Annotated in this window: 14 protein-coding genes and 2 tRNA genes; 9 read left to right on the top strand and 7 right to left on the bottom strand. The window is 58.0% G+C overall.

Annotated features, from left to right (window positions below; translation table 11 throughout):
• Positions 1-101 precede the first annotated feature (101 nt).
• Positions 102-1,211 (top strand): chemotaxis response regulator protein-glutamate methylesterase, encoded by a 1,110-nt coding sequence (locus HZB29_07195; GenBank protein ID MBI5815381.1) that lies wholly within the window; start codon positions 102-104, stop codon positions 1,209-1,211.
• A 103-nt stretch (positions 1,212-1,314) separates the two neighbouring features.
• Positions 1,315-1,404: transfer RNA gene (locus HZB29_07190), tRNA-Ser, on the top strand.
• Positions 1,405-1,491: 87 nt separating this feature from the next.
• Here HZB29_07190 and HZB29_07185 read toward each other — a convergent pair.
• Entirely contained in the window at positions 1,492-1,692 is a 201-nt protein-coding gene (locus HZB29_07185; GenBank protein MBI5815380.1) for a hypothetical protein, read from the bottom strand.
• 283 nt (positions 1,693-1,975) lie between these two features.
• Between HZB29_07185 and HZB29_07180 the strand changes: the two genes are divergently transcribed.
• The 3 genes from HZB29_07180 to HZB29_07170 are packed head-to-tail and all read left to right on the top strand — an operon-like array spanning position 1,976 to position 6,625.
• Positions 1,976-4,303: a GHKL domain-containing protein gene (locus tag HZB29_07180; GenBank protein ID MBI5815379.1), complete on the top strand. Its 2,328-nt coding sequence runs from the start codon at positions 1,976-1,978 to the stop codon at positions 4,301-4,303.
• Positions 4,293-4,688 (top strand): response regulator, encoded by a 396-nt coding sequence (locus HZB29_07175; GenBank protein MBI5815378.1) that lies wholly within the window; start codon positions 4,293-4,295, stop codon positions 4,686-4,688. Before HZB29_07180 ends, HZB29_07175 begins: the two co-directional genes overlap by 11 nt.
• The gene (locus tag HZB29_07170; protein MBI5815377.1) at positions 4,685-6,625 is read left to right on the top strand and encodes a response regulator; all 1,941 of its coding nucleotides are present in this window, start codon (positions 4,685-4,687) and stop codon (positions 6,623-6,625) included. The genes HZB29_07175 and HZB29_07170 overlap by 4 nt, the downstream gene beginning before the upstream one ends.
• On the opposite strand, the gene HZB29_07165 is transcribed toward HZB29_07170, so the two are convergent.
• Both HZB29_07165 and HZB29_07160 read right to left on the bottom strand, forming a co-directional pair.
• Positions 6,622-6,999 carry a hypothetical protein gene (locus tag HZB29_07165; protein MBI5815376.1) on the bottom strand — a complete coding sequence of 126 codons (378 nt, stop codon included), beginning with the start codon at positions 6,997-6,999 and terminating at the stop codon, positions 6,622-6,624. The genes HZB29_07170 and HZB29_07165 overlap by 4 nt on opposite strands.
• Positions 7,000-7,091: 92 nt before the next feature.
• Positions 7,092-7,331 (bottom strand): helix-turn-helix domain-containing protein, encoded by a 240-nt coding sequence (locus HZB29_07160; protein MBI5815375.1) that lies wholly within the window; start codon positions 7,329-7,331, stop codon positions 7,092-7,094.
• A 108-nt stretch (positions 7,332-7,439) separates the two neighbouring features.
• Between HZB29_07160 and HZB29_07155 the strand changes: the two genes are divergently transcribed.
• From HZB29_07155 to HZB29_07140, 4 genes are all read left to right on the top strand, one after another.
• On the top strand, positions 7,440-8,186 hold the full coding sequence (locus HZB29_07155) for a helix-turn-helix domain-containing protein (GenBank protein MBI5815374.1): 747 nt from the start codon (positions 7,440-7,442) through the stop codon (positions 8,184-8,186).
• Positions 8,187-8,281: 95 nt separating this feature from the next.
• Entirely contained in the window at positions 8,282-9,499 is a 1,218-nt protein-coding gene (locus HZB29_07150; protein ID MBI5815373.1) for a tetratricopeptide repeat protein, read from the top strand.
• A 92-nt stretch (positions 9,500-9,591) separates the two neighbouring features.
• Positions 9,592-10,182, top strand: a complete 591-nt coding sequence (locus tag HZB29_07145; GenBank protein ID MBI5815372.1) for a transporter substrate-binding domain-containing protein — start codon at positions 9,592-9,594, stop codon at positions 10,180-10,182.
• A gap of 7 nt (positions 10,183-10,189) precedes the next feature.
• Positions 10,190-11,341 (top strand): hypothetical protein, encoded by a 1,152-nt coding sequence (locus HZB29_07140; protein MBI5815371.1) that lies wholly within the window; start codon positions 10,190-10,192, stop codon positions 11,339-11,341.
• Between the two features lie 95 nt (positions 11,342-11,436).
• Here HZB29_07140 and HZB29_07135 read toward each other — a convergent pair whose 3' ends face one another.
• The 4 genes from HZB29_07135 to HZB29_07120 all read right to left on the bottom strand — a co-directional run bounded on the left by HZB29_07135 (position 11,437) and on the right by HZB29_07120 (position 16,108).
• Positions 11,437-13,668 carry an NADP-dependent isocitrate dehydrogenase gene (locus HZB29_07135; GenBank protein MBI5815370.1) on the bottom strand — a complete coding sequence of 744 codons (2,232 nt, stop codon included), beginning with the start codon at positions 13,666-13,668 and terminating at the stop codon, positions 11,437-11,439.
• A gap of 235 nt (positions 13,669-13,903) precedes the next feature.
• Positions 13,904-13,980 (bottom strand) — tRNA-Asp (locus tag HZB29_07130).
• Between the two features lie 215 nt (positions 13,981-14,195).
• Positions 14,196-15,383, bottom strand: a complete 1,188-nt coding sequence (locus HZB29_07125) for a pyridoxal phosphate-dependent aminotransferase (protein ID MBI5815369.1) — start codon at positions 15,381-15,383, stop codon at positions 14,196-14,198.
• A 2-nt stretch (positions 15,384-15,385) separates the two neighbouring features.
• Positions 15,386-16,108, bottom strand: coding sequence for a 16S rRNA (uracil(1498)-N(3))-methyltransferase (locus tag HZB29_07120; protein MBI5815368.1), 723 nt, complete (start codon positions 16,106-16,108; stop codon positions 15,386-15,388).
• Positions 16,109-16,391 lie beyond the last annotated feature (283 nt).

Raw genomic sequence — 16,391 nt, 5'->3', positions numbered from 1 at the left:
CTCTGCACACAGGCCACAGCCCGCTTGCGCAACTGCGTCAATGTCTTACTATCAAGCCCGCGCCCATCTGTATTCTTCATGGACTACAGCGTAACGCATATATCCACTTATGTCAATACTATTATGAGACGGTTAATAATAAGACCAGGGTTCTGGTGGTGGACGATTCGCCACTTGTGCGCAACATCCTTGTCCAGGGGCTTTCCATGCGGCCTGAGATCGAGGTGGTGGGCAGCGCCAGGGATGTGTTCGAGGCGCGGGACAAAATAATCGAGCTCAACCCCGACGTGATGACCCTGGACGTGGACATGCCGAAAATGGACGGGGTGGAGTTCCTGCGGCGGCTCATGCCCCAACACCCAATCCCCGTGGTGATGGTCAGCTCGCTGACCCGCGAGGGGGCGCAGGTGACCCTCGATGCGCTGGAGGCCGGCGCCGTGGACTTTGTGCCCAAGCCCAGCGCGGAGCTTGCCGGCGGGGTGGGCGCAATGCTCGCGGAGCTTGCCGAGAAGGTGGTTGCCGCCTCACGGATCAACGTTTCTCATCTTAAACGCGCCCTGCCTGCCGCCCAAAAGCTCATGGCCGCGCCGGCCAAGCCTGTTTCAAATCCCATGTCGGACAAGGTCGTGGCCATTGGAGCGTCCACCGGGGGGACTGAGGCGCTGCGGGACCTTCTGGCCAAAATGGAGCCGGACGCCCCAGGCATATTGATAGTCCAGCACATGCCCGCGGCCTACACCAAGGCGTTCGCCGAAAGGCTCAACGGCGTTTCCCGGTACGCCGTGAAGGAAGCGGAGCCCGGCGACGTGGTGAGGAACGGCCAGGCGCTTGTGGCGCCCGGGGACCTGCACCTTTCGCTGCTAAAGCTTGGCGGGACATACAAGACGATCTGCCAGCCGGGGGAAAAGGTCAACGGCCATTGCCCGTCTGTGGACGTGCTGATGAAATCGGTGGCGCGCGAGGCGGGGGCCAACGCCATCGGGGTGATCCTCACCGGCATGGGATTCGACGGGGCCGCCGGGCTTCTGGAGATGCGCAAAGCCGGCGCGCGGACGGTGGCCCAGGACGAAGAGACTTCCGTCGTGTTCGGCATGCCCAAGGTGGCGTATGAAAAGGGGGCGGCGGAAAGCCTTCAGCCCCTCGGCAAGATCGCGCCGCTCATATCACGGCTGGCGGGGGAGATAGACGTGCTCAAGGGGACGATTCACTGATATTTTCGCGTATTGAACGCTTCCTTTCCCGCCTGCGCCTATTTAAATATCTAAGGATAAAATTGTGGCTCTGGCCGCCGTTTGGGTTATAATCCCAAGCTTCGGAGAGGTGACCGAGCGGTTGAAGGTGCACGCCTGGAAAGCGTGTGTGCGGGAAACCGTACCGGGGGTTCGAATCCCCCCCTCTCCGCCAATATAAATACCGCTTATTTGCCCCGGCTATTCCAGAATCCCGGGAATCACGCCGGTTAAGCGGCCCGCATATGCAGGCCAGACTTGTTCAGCCAGACCGCCTGGAAAATGCCTTGTCCCTGCGCCGCCTAGCCGCCGCCGCGTTCTTCTCCCCGAGCATCTGGTGGAGCATGTTCCTGGCGTATTCCTCCGTGCTGGCCGTGGCGATGGAGGCGTGCCTCAAGTCCGCCGCTTGCGGCCACGCCGGGATTAATCGGAAATCACCGGATGGAAAAAGCAGACAATTCATGTGCTACTAAACCGGACATTTCTATTTGTTGCTAACAGAATCAATACATGGCGGCGCGGCGGTGTTTGGATATGGTTTGCCCGGATACCCGGCATTTTGGATGATTTGTCCCATTATATGGCATGCCAACGTTTAGAATTTTTATACTCCCGGCCACAGGGAAGCCTCCGCGCTCAAATCAGCTTATGCCGCTTGAAAGCGCCGTCAATTAGGGTCTAAAATCACATGTCCGCCATCCAAGGCGGCTATGTGGGGTCAAAATAAGCTTTATAGGAAATCTGTAATGATTCGTGTGAACAGGCCCAAGGCGCAAAACCTGCTGGCGGCATTGACGCTTGCGGTATGCCTTGCGGTGTCCGCAGGTTCCGCTTATGCCGCCCCGGACGCGCTGGTGATCGCCGATGGCACGGACGTTTACAAAATGCGCCCCCATTTTGAAGTGTTCCTCGATCCAGATAAAAAGCTGGGCATGGCCGATATCGCAATGCCGGAATTCGCCGGCAAATTCACCCAAAACCGCTTCATCGGCTGGACGGGAGCGGCGGTGTGGTATCACGCGTCCGTTGTGAACTCCACCGGCGCCGCGGGGCCGTTGTATCTGCAGCTGGCGCACCCGTGGGCTTCCGTCGTGGAGTTATATCAGGTGGAGGCAAACGGCTCCATCCGCCGTTCAATGGCCGGAGACCAGATACCTTTCGCCCAATGGACGATCCCGAATCCGCTGATTACATTTGAAGTCCCACTCGTCGCCGGAGAGAAGGCCGACCTTTACGTCCGCATAGTTTCGGAGGATCTGGCCGAGTTCCCGATAGTCGCGCTCACAGCGGCGGGTTATCACCGGTACAACACCTTTTTCACCATTTTCATGTGGTTCTTCGTGGGGGCGTCGGTGGCGCTGCTTTCGTACAATTTCCTCCTCTATTACAGCCTGCGCGACACAAACTATCTTTATTACGCCCTGTACCTTGCCGCAATGACCGTGCTGACGCTCTCCCTTAAAGGGATATCGTTCCAGTATTTCTGGCCGGAGAGCGTGTGGTGGGGCAACAAGGCCAATCACCTTTTCGGCAGCCTCGTGCAGATCACCGGGGTGTTGTTCACCATGCGGTTCCTCTCCACGGCGGAAACGCTGCCGCATATGAACCGCTGGCTGAAAGGTTATGCGGCGGCCCACGCGGTGTTTATTCCCTTGATCTATGTCTCCCCGTATTTCACCCCCGTAAGCGTTTTCACCGAGGTCTCCCCCCTTTTCTTCGACGTGCTCCTGCTGATAACGGGCGTCCAAAGTCTAAGGCTGGGCAACCGTTCGGCGCGATATTACCTGATTGCGTTCGTTTTCACCCTGGCGGGGATGGCCATATTCATCCTTGGAGTGCTTGGGGCGATACCTTACGGCCTTTTCGCCGACAATGTGATGGAAGCCGGTTTCCTCCTTGAGATGGTGCTGCTGTCGCTGGCGCTGGCGGACAGGATAAGCATAATCCAGAGGGAGCGGGAGCTTGCCCAGAGCCGCGCGCTGGAGCAGGAGAAGCTGGTCAAGGTGACCCTGGAGAACGCCAACGTGGAGCTGGAAAGGAAGGTGGAGGAGCGCACGCGCGAACTTTCGGAGAGCCAGCGAAAGCTTGTGCAGACGGAGAAAATGGCGGCGCTCGGCCAGCTTATCGCCGGCATCGCCCACGAGATAAACACACCGCTGGGGGCCATACGCGCATCGGTGGGGAACATCCACGCTTCGCTGGACGGGGCGATGGGAAAGCTGCCCGGCCTGCTGGCGAGCCTGCCGCCGGAAAGGATCGCGTCGCTGTGGGAGATGGTGGGGAAGGCAGGTGCAGGCAAGCTGAACCTTTCGGCGCGGGAGGAGCGGGAGTTGCGAGGCAAGATCACCACCATGCTGGAGAAAGAGGGAGTGGCGGAGGCGGACGTGGTGGCGGACATGCTTGTGGACATGGAGTTGTTCGAAGGGATTTCCGGGTTTGCCCCGGCCCTGAAGGAGGACACACATTTGCTGTCCCTGAACGTGGCGTACGACCTGGTGTCGCTGCGCAAGAACAGCTTCAACATCGGCATGGCCGTGGAGAAGGCGGCCAAGGTTGTGTTCGCCCTTAAAAAATACGTGCATCACGACCATAGCGGCAAGATGACGGGAAGCGCTGTCACCGAAGGGCTGGAGACGGTGCTCACGCTGTACCATCACAATATAAAGCACGGGGTGGAGGTGGTGAAGGACTACCGCCATAATCCCCTTGTGCTATGCCACGCCGACGAGATACACCAGGTGTGGACGAACCTTATCCACAACGCCCTGCACGCCATGGGGAACAAGGGGAGGCTGGAGATCCGCGTCGCCGAGGAGGGGGAAACGGCGGTGGTGACCATTGCCGACAGCGGCCACGGCATCCCGCCGGACATAATGGAGCGGATATTCGAGCCGTTTTTCACCACCAAACCCAAAGGGGAGGGGAGCGGGCTTGGGCTGGACATAGTGAAAAAGATAATAGATAAGCATAACGGGCGGATCATGGCCGAAAGCCGGCCCGGCAGGACGGTGTTCACGGTGGTCCTGCCGCTTTATTCAAACGGGGGAGCGTCAAGGAGGGAAAATGGCGAATAAGGCCATACTTTGCGTGGACGATGAGAAGATAATCCTCAACAGCCTTAAAAGCCAGCTTCGCAAGAATTTCGGCCCCGCGTACATGTACGAGATGGCCGAGAACGCGGAGGAGGCCATGGAGGTGATCGAAAAGCTGGTGGCCGGGGGGGTGGAGATACTGATAATAGTCTCCGACTGGCTGATGCCCGGCATCAAGGGGGACGAATTCCTGATACAGGTGCACAAGCGGTTCCCGCGCATCGTAAAGGTGATGCTCACCGGGCAGGCCAACGAGGAGGCGGTGCGGCGCGCCACGGATGAGGCGGATCTTTTCGCCCATATCAGCAAGCCGTGGAACGAGGATGATCTGGTGAACGTGATCAGGACAGGGCTGGAGAGGTTATGAAAAAACCTGTGATCCTTTGCGTGGACGACGAGAAAATAGTCATCACAAGCCTCAAAGAACAGCTTCGCCGCGCCCTGGGGGGGGATTACCGCATAGAGACCGCCGAAAGCGCCGAAGAGGCGCTATTCCTGAGCGAATCGTTCCATAAAGACGGCCACGATTTCCCCGTGATGATCTGCGACCAGATCATGCCCGGCATGAAAGGGGACGAGCTTATGGTGCGCGTCCACAAGATGTTCCCCAAGACGCTCAAGATAATGCTGACGGGGCAGGCGGACCTTGCGGCGGTGGGCAACGCCATCAACCGGGCCAACCTGTACCGCTACATAAGGAAACCGTGGGAGCAGGACGACATCATAATCACCGTCACCGAGGCGATAAAGGCGCATTTCGCGGACAAGCGGATAGAAGAGCAGAACGAGGCGCTGGCCCTGATGAACCAGGACATTGAGCAAAAGCTGGCGCAGACCCAGGCCGAGCAGACCGTGATACTGGAGAACGCGATTGTGGGGATCATGTTCGTCAAGGGACGCAGGATCGCCCGGGTGAACCAGAAGATCGAAGAACTTTTCGGGATAAGCAGGGATGAGGCGGTGGGCGGCTCGATGGAGATTCTCTGGCCGTCGCCGGAGGATTTCACGTCGTTCATCGCGGACGCCGAGCCTGTGCTTATGCGCGGGGAAGGCTGCCTTGCCGAGAAGAGCATGAAAAGGGCCGGCGGCGGCCTGTTCTGGTGCGGGCTGTACGGGCGGGCGATAAACCCGGAAGAACCGGACGGCGGAGTGATATGGGTGGCGGTGGACCTGACTGACCGGAAAAAGGCGGAGGAGGCCCTGCGGGCCGCCAAGGAAAACGCCGAAAAGGCCACGGCGCTCAAGGACAAGTTCCTGTCGCTGGTCACCCACGATTTAAGGTCGCCCATTGCCTCCATAGCCGGAATGCTGCGGCATATAAAAGAGGCCGCGGAACCGAGCCTCAACGACGAGCACGGAAAACTATTCGAATATTCGATAGCCTCCTCCGAAGGGCTTTTGCGGATGATAGACCAGCTTTTAGACCTTACAAGGCTTTCTTCGGGCTCAATAGTCCCCTCCATCGAAAAAGTGCCGGTGAACGAAGTTGTGGCCACTTCGATATTGAGCCACATTTACCTTGCGAAGGCCAAAGGGGTGAAGATCTTTCCGGAAATACCGCCGAATACCACCGTGATGGCGGATGCGGACCTGTTTTTGGAAATAATGAACAACCTGCTGTCCAACGCCGTGAAGTTTTGCAGCGGCGGCGACACGGTGACGGTGTTCATTCCCGCAGGCAGTACATGCTGCGTGGCGGTGCGGGACACCGGGAAGGGAATTGATCCAATGATAATGCGCGACATATTCCGCCAGGAGGTCAAGACCACGACAAAGGGGACTTCCGGCGAAAAGGGGACCGGGCTCGGGCTTCCTTTGTGCAAAGAGATAATGATCGCCCATGGGGGGGACATCACTGTGGAGTCCGAGCCGGGCAAGGGGAGCGTGTTCTACGTTTCATTCACCCCCGCGCCGGCCGAGCGGACGCGCGTGCTGGTGGTGGACGACAACGAGGCTTATCTGGAGTTGATGAAGGATATCCTTTCGGGGCTCGGGCTTTCCACCATGGTGGCGGAGAACGGCGAGCAGGCGTATGCCCTGGCGGCGTCCGGAGCCCAGAAGCCCGGCCTTGTGATAACGGACATCAACATGCCGGTGATGGACGGGATAGAGCTTGTGCGGCGGCTGAAGGAAGGGGAGGCCACAAAGGGGATCCCGGTGCTGGTCATGTCCTCGGAGGCCGGGCCGGAGTGGATGGAAAAGCTGACCGGCATGGGGACGGCGGGATTTATCTCAAAACCGCTCATAGACCGGGAGGTGACCGAGATGGTCCGCACGGTGATTCCGGGCGCGGGAGCGGTTTAGCGTCCGCCGTAGGTGGCGCCGAATTTTTTCGTGTAACGGATAATCTCGTCGAGGGCGGCGCGGAATATTTCAAACTGTCGGCCTGTGAGAGCTTTTTTCTTTTCCAGCACGTCGGCGGTATAGAGCACGCCGAACACCATGTTGTTCCACTGGTTGAAGAAACGCTCTATGATCCGCGACCGGCCTTCCGCGGCGTTGTATCCGTCCAGCAGCCTGTGGTGTATGTCCCGGACGCGGGTGGCGTAGATGATGATCCTGGCCACCCCGGCAGGCTCCGGAGCCTTCACGTCGGCCAGTGACACGACGTCATTAGTGGCGGCGGAGAGTTCCTTGAGGAAATCCTGTATCGCCGCGGGGCGTTGCTGATCGTTCATCCGTGCATATTCAAGGAGTCAAACAGGGTTTAATTATAATGCATTCCGGGAAAAAAAGTGAAAATGTGGGCGTGTGGCGGCCGCAAAAAAAATCAGAACGACACCTTGCGTTCGTAAGACTCCACCGATTCCACGCTCACCCTGTACATCCTCCTGATTTTCAAGCCTTTAAGCTGGCCTTCCTCAATGAGCCTGATCACCGTGACGGAACTTACCTTCCATCGGGAAGCAAGCTGGGTAGTTGTAAAAAATTTGCGCCGCAGGTATTGAGCGGCGCCACTGGCCGGTGAACCGGACGCAAACAATCCCCCTCTATTCCTCCTGCCGGCCATAAAAAGCCTCCCCCTGGTTGGACCACCTTTTCGCCTTGCCAAATCCGGCCCGGCGCGCCTATAATGCTAATTAACTATAGCGTAAAAAGTCAATACCATTTTTAACGGATGCGTAAACCAGGCGCCGTTGACAGGAGGGGCCTGGCCGGACGGATAAGGGCGATCCGCGCTGGCAGGACTCTCAAGGAGTTCGCCGGGCTTATCGGCGTCTCCCACACCTCTGTGAAGAGGTATGAGGAGGGAGCTTTGCCGGAAATCGGCGTCCTGCTCAAAATCGCCGGGCAGGGAGGGGTGGACCTGGGAAGGCTTTTGACGGGCCGCCCCCTTCCAAGCGACATCAGGGACAGTTCTCCGCTCCACTTCCATCTGGCGCCATCCCGGGCCTCGGCAAAGGGATTTGCGGAGACGGCCTTTCCCCCGGGGGCCGATGGCGGCTATGTGAGTGTGCCGCTGACGGAAGGGCGTGTGGCGGCGGCTGGCGGGATCATCACAAAAGAAAATGTGATAGACCACATACTGTTGCGGATGAAGGCCCTCAAGGAGCTTGGCGGCTCCAGCAACCTTGTGGCCTGCAGGGTGGACGGAGATTCGATGCTGCCGTACCTTTCGTCCGGGGACATCGTGGTGATAGACCGGGACGTGGACCGGGAGAGGGTGATGGAAAAAAAGGTGTACGCAATTTACACCGCAGGCCAGGTCACCGCAAACACGCTGCAGAAAGAGGGGCACTGGCTGTACCTTGCGCCGCTTAACGTATCGGACCGGGTGCGGGGGGTGGACATGCGCCGGAACGAAAACCCCATCCTCGGCCTTGTGATCGGCGCGTGGCGGAATTTCGAGGGGGGTATTTTCTAGAGCGAAAACCCCGGGGGCGAAAAATATATGTTTCATTCACTCATTCAAAAAAACTAAAATATCCCAGCTACTCTCATCACTGATAATCAGGCCGCATGCCGGACAAAAAACAAGGCTCCGCCGGATCAAAGAAAAAAATCGGCCGCTGTTTCGAAATCAAGCCGCAGGAGGGCGCCGCTCCGTCCATGACCGTCCATTACTACATCGAGCAGCTTGAAAACGGGAACGTGGCCCTCGAACTGATGGACGCAAAGGGGGACCCCACAGGACAGATCGCCGCGGAAAACGTGAACCTGGCCGACTTCAAGGAGCGGTACAAGTCCTGTTCCGAGCATGATTGCCCCCTTTTGCCGCGCACCGTGGAGGAAATCCGGATGAAAATGGCGGAGAACCGCGCCGCCATGGGGGAGACCCACCTGGACAACCAAAAGCTCGACGAAGCCGAGGACATGTTCAAGCGGAGCCTGAATCTGGACGAGAGCAACATCAAGGCCCAGATAGGCATGGGCAAGGCGAAGATGGAGAAGAACCTTGTGGAGGAGGCGATGGCCATCTTCCGGAAGATAAGGGAGGCCAACCAGATATATGAGCAGGCCAACAAGCACACCTTCAACGAATTCGCCATCTACTTAAGGAAGAAGGAGCTTCTCGGCGAGGCTATAGAGAATTACGAGAAGGCCATATTCATAGACCCGGCCGACGAGATACTCTACTACAACCTTGGCCGCGCGTACTGGGAGAAGAACGACGTGCAGGCGGCCATCGGCAAGATCAAGGAGGGGCTGTCCATCGCCGAGGGGAAAAAGAAGGATTTCGCCGGTGGGATGATGGTGGACGACGGGGAGAGCTCCTACGACGAGGAGAAGGCCTACCTGCTGCGCACACACGAAATAGCCAAGTCCGCCCTGGACTTCTACATGGCCCAGGAAGAGCAGATGATGGAAAAATATTTCGAGGCCCATCTGGAGGCTCCCGGCGCCATCGACAAAAAAGAGGTGGAAGATGCCTGCATAAAGCTGAAGGGGATTGTGGAGAAGAGCGATTTTGGCGGGAACGCCGAGATGAAATACCTGATGCTAAACCAGGTGGAGAACATATTCGACGAAGTGGCCGAGAGCAGGCCGGACCCTTGGCGGATAACAAGGTGGCTGGAAAAGCTGGAGGGCGCCGCCGAGGCCATGGAACGGCAAAACGGATCCCCCCCCGGCGCGAAAGATATGATCCGGAAGATCAGGATACTGGTATTTAAGAAGACACAGGACAAGACATCGGCGAAAAAAAGCAGGGTTATCGTGGACCCTGCCATGGACTAAAATGGGGGCGTTTTCACCAAATAGTTACATCGCTCCCCAAAGCGCTTGTTATAATGTCTGTGGAAGTATCAACAAGATGTGAGCGGCCCTGCATGAAAAACTCACTATCACTCGCCCTTATCCTTTACCTGCTCTTTCAGGCGGCTGTTTGCGCCGCAGACACTGCAAAGCCCGCAGAGCATGTTCCAGCCGGAGAAAAGGTTGTGGCGGTGATTCCTTTCGATTCCCCGCCCACATACTATTACGACCAGCGCACAGGCAGGGCGGCGGGATTCGCGGTGGAGGTGATGAACCAGATAGCCGTGCGCGCCGGATTTAAAGTCGAATACATCTATGGACGCGGCTGGGCCGATGTCTTTGAAAAGTTGAAGAACAAGGAGGCCGACGTGGCCCCCGGCGCCGGGATCAGCGGCGAGCGGGGCGAGTTCCTGGTGTTCTCCTCGCCGATCGACGCGTTCCCGGTCTCCTTTTTTATCCGTTCGCACGGGACGGAAATTGATTTGACTGGCGGGCGGCACAATGTGGGCGCGATCAAGGGGAGCGTGGCGTATGAGCAACTGAAAAACCACCGCAACCTTCAATTGTCCACCTATGACAGTTTCCAGACCGGCCTTTTCGATTTGCTGGCCGGGAAGATAGATTCGTTCGCCTGCCCGGCCCACACTGCTTCAACTGGCCCGTGAATCCGGGGTGGAGGACCGGATAAAAGTGTCCGGGGCGCCCATCACCGAAATCCAGAGGGCGATAGCCGTCCGCAAGGGGCAGACCGTCTTGCTGGAGAAGATCAACAAGGCCATCGAGGGATTTGTGGGGCAGGAGGAGTACCGGCGCATATACGTCAAATGGTATGGCAAGCCGGAGCCTTACTGGACCCCGCGCAGGCTTTCCATGGCGGGGGGCGCGGCCCTTGCGCTGATGATGGCCGTGATGTTCGCATGGCGCTATGTGACCGTAATGCGGCTGAACAAAAAACTTACCCTGGAAATTGGCGGGCGCAGGCGGGCGGAGGGCGAAATAAGCCGCTTGAACGAAGGGCTTGAGCGCAGAGTGATAGAGCGCACCGAGCAGCTGGAGGAGGCGAACCGCAAGCTGCAGACGGAGGTCGCCGAGCGCATGCGCGCCGAAGAGTCCGTGAAAGGCCACACGAAGAAACTGGAGATCGCCAACAAGGAGCTGGAGGAGTTCGCCTACGCCGCAAGCCACGACCTGCAGGAGCCGCTGCGGACAATTTCAAGCTACAGCAAGTTTCTGGTGGAGGACGTTGGAAAGGACCTTTCGGCCAGGGCCAAGGAGGACATACATTTCATAACAAACGCCGCCACCCGGCTGATGGCCATGATACAGAACCTTCTGGCCCTCTCCCGGGCCGGGAGGACGGACCTTCACATAAATTCCGTGAGCCTGGACACGGTGATGGAAAACATTTGCAGGGACCTGACCGAGCGGCTGCGGGAGACCGGGGGAAAGGTGGAATGGAGCGGCCTGCCGGAGATAATGGCCGACGCGGACTCCATACAGCGGCTGATCCAGAACCTCATCGGAAACGCGCTAAAATTCCACGGCGACGCCCCGCCGCTTGTGGCCGTCCGCGCCGGCAGGGTCGAAGGGATGTGGGAAATAGCTGTGGAGGACAACGGGGTGGGGATTGAAAAGGAATACCTGGTACAGATATTCCAGCCGTTCAAGCGCGCCCATTCCACGGCCAAATACGAGGGGTCGGGGATAGGCCTTTCCATATGCAAGAAAATAGTGGAACGGCACGGAGGGACCATATGGGCGGAGTCCATGCCCGGCAGGGGGAGCAGGTTCATATTCACCATCCCGGCCGCAGCCCAGGCGTGAACCCACCTTTGTAAAGGCGAAAAAAACCGCCAGGCCTTTATCAGGCCCGGCGGCTTGTTCAAATCAAACGGCCTTGGCGCCGCAATCGTTTCCCTCTATGCAATAGAGCCGATGATTGCGTTGAGGGTCTGGCTGGGGCGCATCGCACTGGAGACCTTTCCCGCGTCGGGCCTGTAATAGCCGCCGATGTCGTTTGGCTTGCCCTGCGAGCCGTTAAGCTCGGCGATGATCTTGGCCTCGTTGGCGGCCAGTTCCTTTGCCACATTGGTGAAACGGGCCTGGATATCCTTGTCGCCGGTCTGCCCGGCCAAAGCCTCCGCCCAGTACATGGCAAGATAGAAATGGCTGCCGCGGTTGTCCAACTCGCCGGTCTTGCGCGACGGCGATTTGTTGGAGTTGAGGAACTTGCCGTTGGCCTGGTGTAGAGCCTTGGCGAACACCGCAGCCTTCGCATTGCCGGTGACGCTTGCCATGTGGTCCAGCGATTCGGCAAGGGCGAGGAACTCCCCGAGCGAGTCCCACCTAAGGTGCCCCGCCTCCACGAACTGCTGCACGTGCTTTGGCGCCGAGCCGCCCGCGCCGGTCTCGAACATGCCGCCGCCGTTCATAAGCGGCACGATGGAGAGCATCTTGGCGCTGGTGCCAAGCTCGAGGATCGGGAACAGGTCGGTGTTGTAGTCGCGCAGCACGTTGCCGGTGACGGAGATGGTGTCCTTGCCATCCCTCATCCTTTCCAGTGAAAGGCGGGTGGCCTCGCCAACGGACATTATGCGGATGTCCAGCCCGGAGGTGTCGTGGTCCTTAAGGTACGTTTTCACCTTTTCGATGATCTGCGCGTCATGGCCGCGGTCCGCGTCCAGCCAGAAGATGGCCGGTGCGCCGGTGGCACGGGCGCGGGTGACGGCAAGCTTCACCCAGTCGCGGATCGGGGCGTCCTTGGTCTGGCAGGCGCGCCAGATGTCCCCCGCCTCCACATTGTGTTCGATGAGCGTCTTGCCGGATGCGTCCACCACCCGCACAACGCCGTCGGACGGGATTTCGAACGTCTTGTCGTGGGAGCCGTACTCTTCCGCCTTTTGCGCCATAAGGCCCACGTTTGGCACCGTGCCCATGGTGCGCGGGTCGAAAGCGCCGTGCTTTTTGCAATGTTCGATAGTCTCGTGGTAAAGCGGGGCGTAGCTGTGGTCCGGGATCACCGCCTTGGTGTCGGCCAGTTTCCCGTCCGGTCCCCACATCCTGCCCGACTCGCGTATCATCGCCGGCATGGAAGCGTCGATGATGATGTCGGAAGGGACGTGGAGGTTGGTTATCCCCTTGTCCGAGTTGACCATGGCGATGGCCGGCCTGTTTTTGTAGCACTCCTTTATGTCCGCCTCGATGGCCGCCTGCTGGTCCGCAGGCAGGCTCTTTATCTTGGCGTACAGGTCGCCAAGCCCGTTGTTGACATTGACTTTCAGCTCCGCGATGACGGCGGCGTGTTTCTCAAAAACGTCCTTGTAGAACACCTTCACCGCGTGGCCGAACATCACCGGGTCGGACACCTTCATCATCGTGGCCTTCAGGTGCAAGGAGAAGAGCACCCCCTGCTTTTTGGCGTCCTCGGCCTGTTCCTCGATGAACTTCACAAGCGCCTTTTTGCTCATGAACGTCCCGTCTATCACCTCGCCGGCCTTAAGGGAGAGTTTCTCCTTTAGCACGGTGGTCTTGCCGTCCTTGCCCGCCAGTTCGATTTTCACGGATGTGGCCTCAGGCACGGTCACCGATTTTTCATTGGAGCGGAAGTCCCCTCCGGTCATGGTGGAAACGTGCGTCTTGGAGCCGGACGACCACGCCCCCATCTTGTGCGGGTTCTTGCGGGCGTACTCTTTCACCGCCACCGCCGCGCGCCGGTCGGAATTCCCCTCGCGAAGCACCGGGTTCACGGCGCTGCCCAGGGCCTTTGCGTAGCGAGTTTTGATCTCCTTTTCGGCGTCGTTGGCCGGATTCTCCGGATAGTCCGGGATCTTGTAGCCCTTTTCCTGCAGCTCCTTTATGGCCGCCTTCAATTGCGGCACCGAGGCGCTGATGTTCGGAAGCTTTATGATGTTGGCCTCCGGGGTCTCGGCAAGCTTTCCCAACTGGGTTAGCCAATCGGGAATGCGCTGGGCCTCCGTCAGGTTTTCGGGGAAGTTGGCCAGTATCCTGCCGGAAAGTGATATGTCCGCTGGTTCCACGGAAAAGCCGCATCCGCCGGTGAATTTCTGGATGATGGGGAGCAGGGAATAAGTCGCCAGCATGGGCGCTTCGTCGGTCTCGGTCCAATAAATTTTCAGTTCTTTGCCTGCCATCTGTCTTCCTTTTGTTTCGGTTTAATAAACGGGTGTTTCCCATTCATAAGGCATCATGAACAAGTGGTAGGTATACTACCCATTCATGAGGCTTCATGAGCGAACAGAAAGGATACCATAAATCCCTTCTCTAAGCTTCTAATAGAAGGAAGCGGACTCTGGGCCGTTTTTCGGGGGTTTTGGGATGGCGGCGGGGAAGCGCGATCCGCCGCCGGAAGCGGCGGGACGCAAATAATGGCGGGGCCGACGAGACTCGAACTCGCGACCTCCGGCGTGACAGGCCGGCGTTCTAACCAACTGAACTACGACCCCGCGAATTAATAAGTATGTCAGCGCCTAATTCCGAAGTCAATAAAAAATGGTTTTTTTGTGGACAAGGATTTTTTCACCACAGAGGCGCAGAGATAATTCTTCTTTTTCAAAAGTGGCTTGCCGGGGTGTCCGGCGGACAAATACATTGTCATTAGCGGCGGAAAGGCGCATTGGCTTGAAGTTGCGGGATCATCCGGACATTTGAATCCCACAGATTAATATTTCTTTCTCCGTGCCTCCGTGGCTCTGTGGTTATATTCATCCAGAAAAGCTTTCAATCTGGTGATTCCCTCGCCGATACGTTCCTCGGAATTGGCGTAACTTAATCTTATAAAACCTTCTCCGCCGGGGCCGAAATCAATACCGGGCGTCACCGCCACCTTCGCTTTTTCCAGTATTTCATCGGCGAAGGCCGCCGAATCCCTGGAATACCGGGAAACGTTGACGAACGCGTAAAAGGCCCCCTTCGGCTCGCATTTTGGCGCAAGGCCGATTTCGCCCAATCGTTCCAGCAGGAACCTGCGGCGCTTATTGAATGTGTCGCGCATCATGGCCAGGCTTTCGTCCCCATGGCGGATGGCCGCCACCCCCGCCCATTGCGAAAAGCTGCAGGCCGAAATATAAAAGTTCTGCTGCATCTTCTGCATGGGGCGCAGGAGGCGCTCCGGGACGATGGCATGCCCCAGCCGCCAGCCGGTCATGGCGTGGCGCTTGGAGAATCCGTCTATCACGATAGCGTTGTCCGTATGGTTCAATATCGTGTCCGCCCGGCCCTCATATACCATGCCATGGTATATCTCGTCGGAAATCACAAGGGGGCCGAGCGAGGCTATTTCCCGCATCGCCGCAGCATCAAGCAACGTCCCGGTGGGATTGGACGGTGAGTTTATAAGTATCGCCCGGGTGCGGGGGGTGATTTTTTCGCTGATACTTTTAGCCGAAAACTGGAAACCATCGTCCTCGCGAACAGGGACATGCACAGGTTTCCCGCCAAGGAACGTGATGAAATTCGGATAACAGGCGTAGCACGGATCGGAGAGTATCACCTCGTCGCCGGGGTCTATCACCGCCGCCAGCGCAAGGAACAGCGCCGCCGACGAGCCGGTGGAGACCAGCACCCTGTCCGGGCCGACGGTGACGCCGTATTCTTTTTTCATCCGCCAGCAGATCGCCTCGCGAAGCTCGATAAGCCCCAGGCTGTGGGTGTATTTTGTGCGCCCCTCGTTTATCGCCGCGACGCCTGCCCGCTTTATCACATCAGGCGTGTCCAAGTCCGGCTCGCCGATCTCCAGGTGGACTATGTTCTCCCCGGCCCGCTCCATCAGCTTCGCCTTTTCCATGGCGTCCATCACCATGAACGGCGGGATTTCGCCCGATTTTCCGGAGACGTGGCCTTTGTCCATGCTCATGAGTAATGATACAAAATCATGGACGCCGCCGCCACTCCGGCTGTCTCGGTGCGCAGGATTTTATTGCCGATGGAAGCGCAGGAGAAACCACGCGATTTGAGCGATTCGACTTCATCTTTCGCCAATCCCCCCTCCGGCCCGATGACGATTGTTATGCTGTCCGGCTTTGGCGCGGTCTGAAGTATCTCTTTTAGCGGGCGGGACTCCTCCTCCCATAAAACGATGGAGATGTTCGAGCCGGAAGGGGAGGGGAGCGCGCCGATTTGCATAGCTCCGGCCACCGCCGTCACATGGCTTGCCTGGGACTGTTTGGCGGCGGCGATGGAAACGGCGTTCCAGCGTTCAACTTTGGAATCGGCGTTGTCCCCGATTTTTGCCACGCACCTTTGGGTGACCACAGGGATTATTTCCGCAACACCCAGCTCGCATGCCATGCGCACGATATCGTCCATCTTTTTACCCTTGGGCAGTCCCTGTGCGAGGATGATTTTTGGCCCGGCCGGTTCCAGCTCGGCCAGTCTGGCGATGATCGTGGCGGTTACGCTTTCTTTTGAGATGTGCGCCACCTCGCAAAGCAGACGGCCGGGTTCGCCCGCGGCGACAGTGATTTCGTCCCCCTTTTTAAGCCGCAGCACGTGATGTATGTGATGCGCGTCCTGCCCCGTGATGGTTACCGAATCACCGGACACGGCAAGCGGGGAGACGATGAAGTGGCGCAAGGAATGTTTTATTTAATTGAAACGGCCAGATTCTTTATGGTTTCCGCGTAACCACATGGTTCCAAAGCCTCATTTTTAGAAAATGGAGCGCCGATATGGTAATCGGCTTTTACCCGAATATTTTTTCCCTTCGACATCAAGAATGAGTCAATCCCTTTTTTAGTTGAAACTCCCGGCATGACCGTCACGCCGCTTTCACCATTATCTTCCCCGCCAGAGCCCGTTTCATGATCTCACGCAGTTCTGGCAGGTGTTTATAACCGCTCACTTTCCTCAACCTGGG

It is taken from the genome of Nitrospinota bacterium, from assembly GCA_016235255.1.
GTDB lineage: Bacteria > Nitrospinota_A > UBA7883 > UBA7883 > JACRLM01 > JACRLM01.
This window is presented reverse-complemented; position numbering and strand designations above follow the sequence as displayed.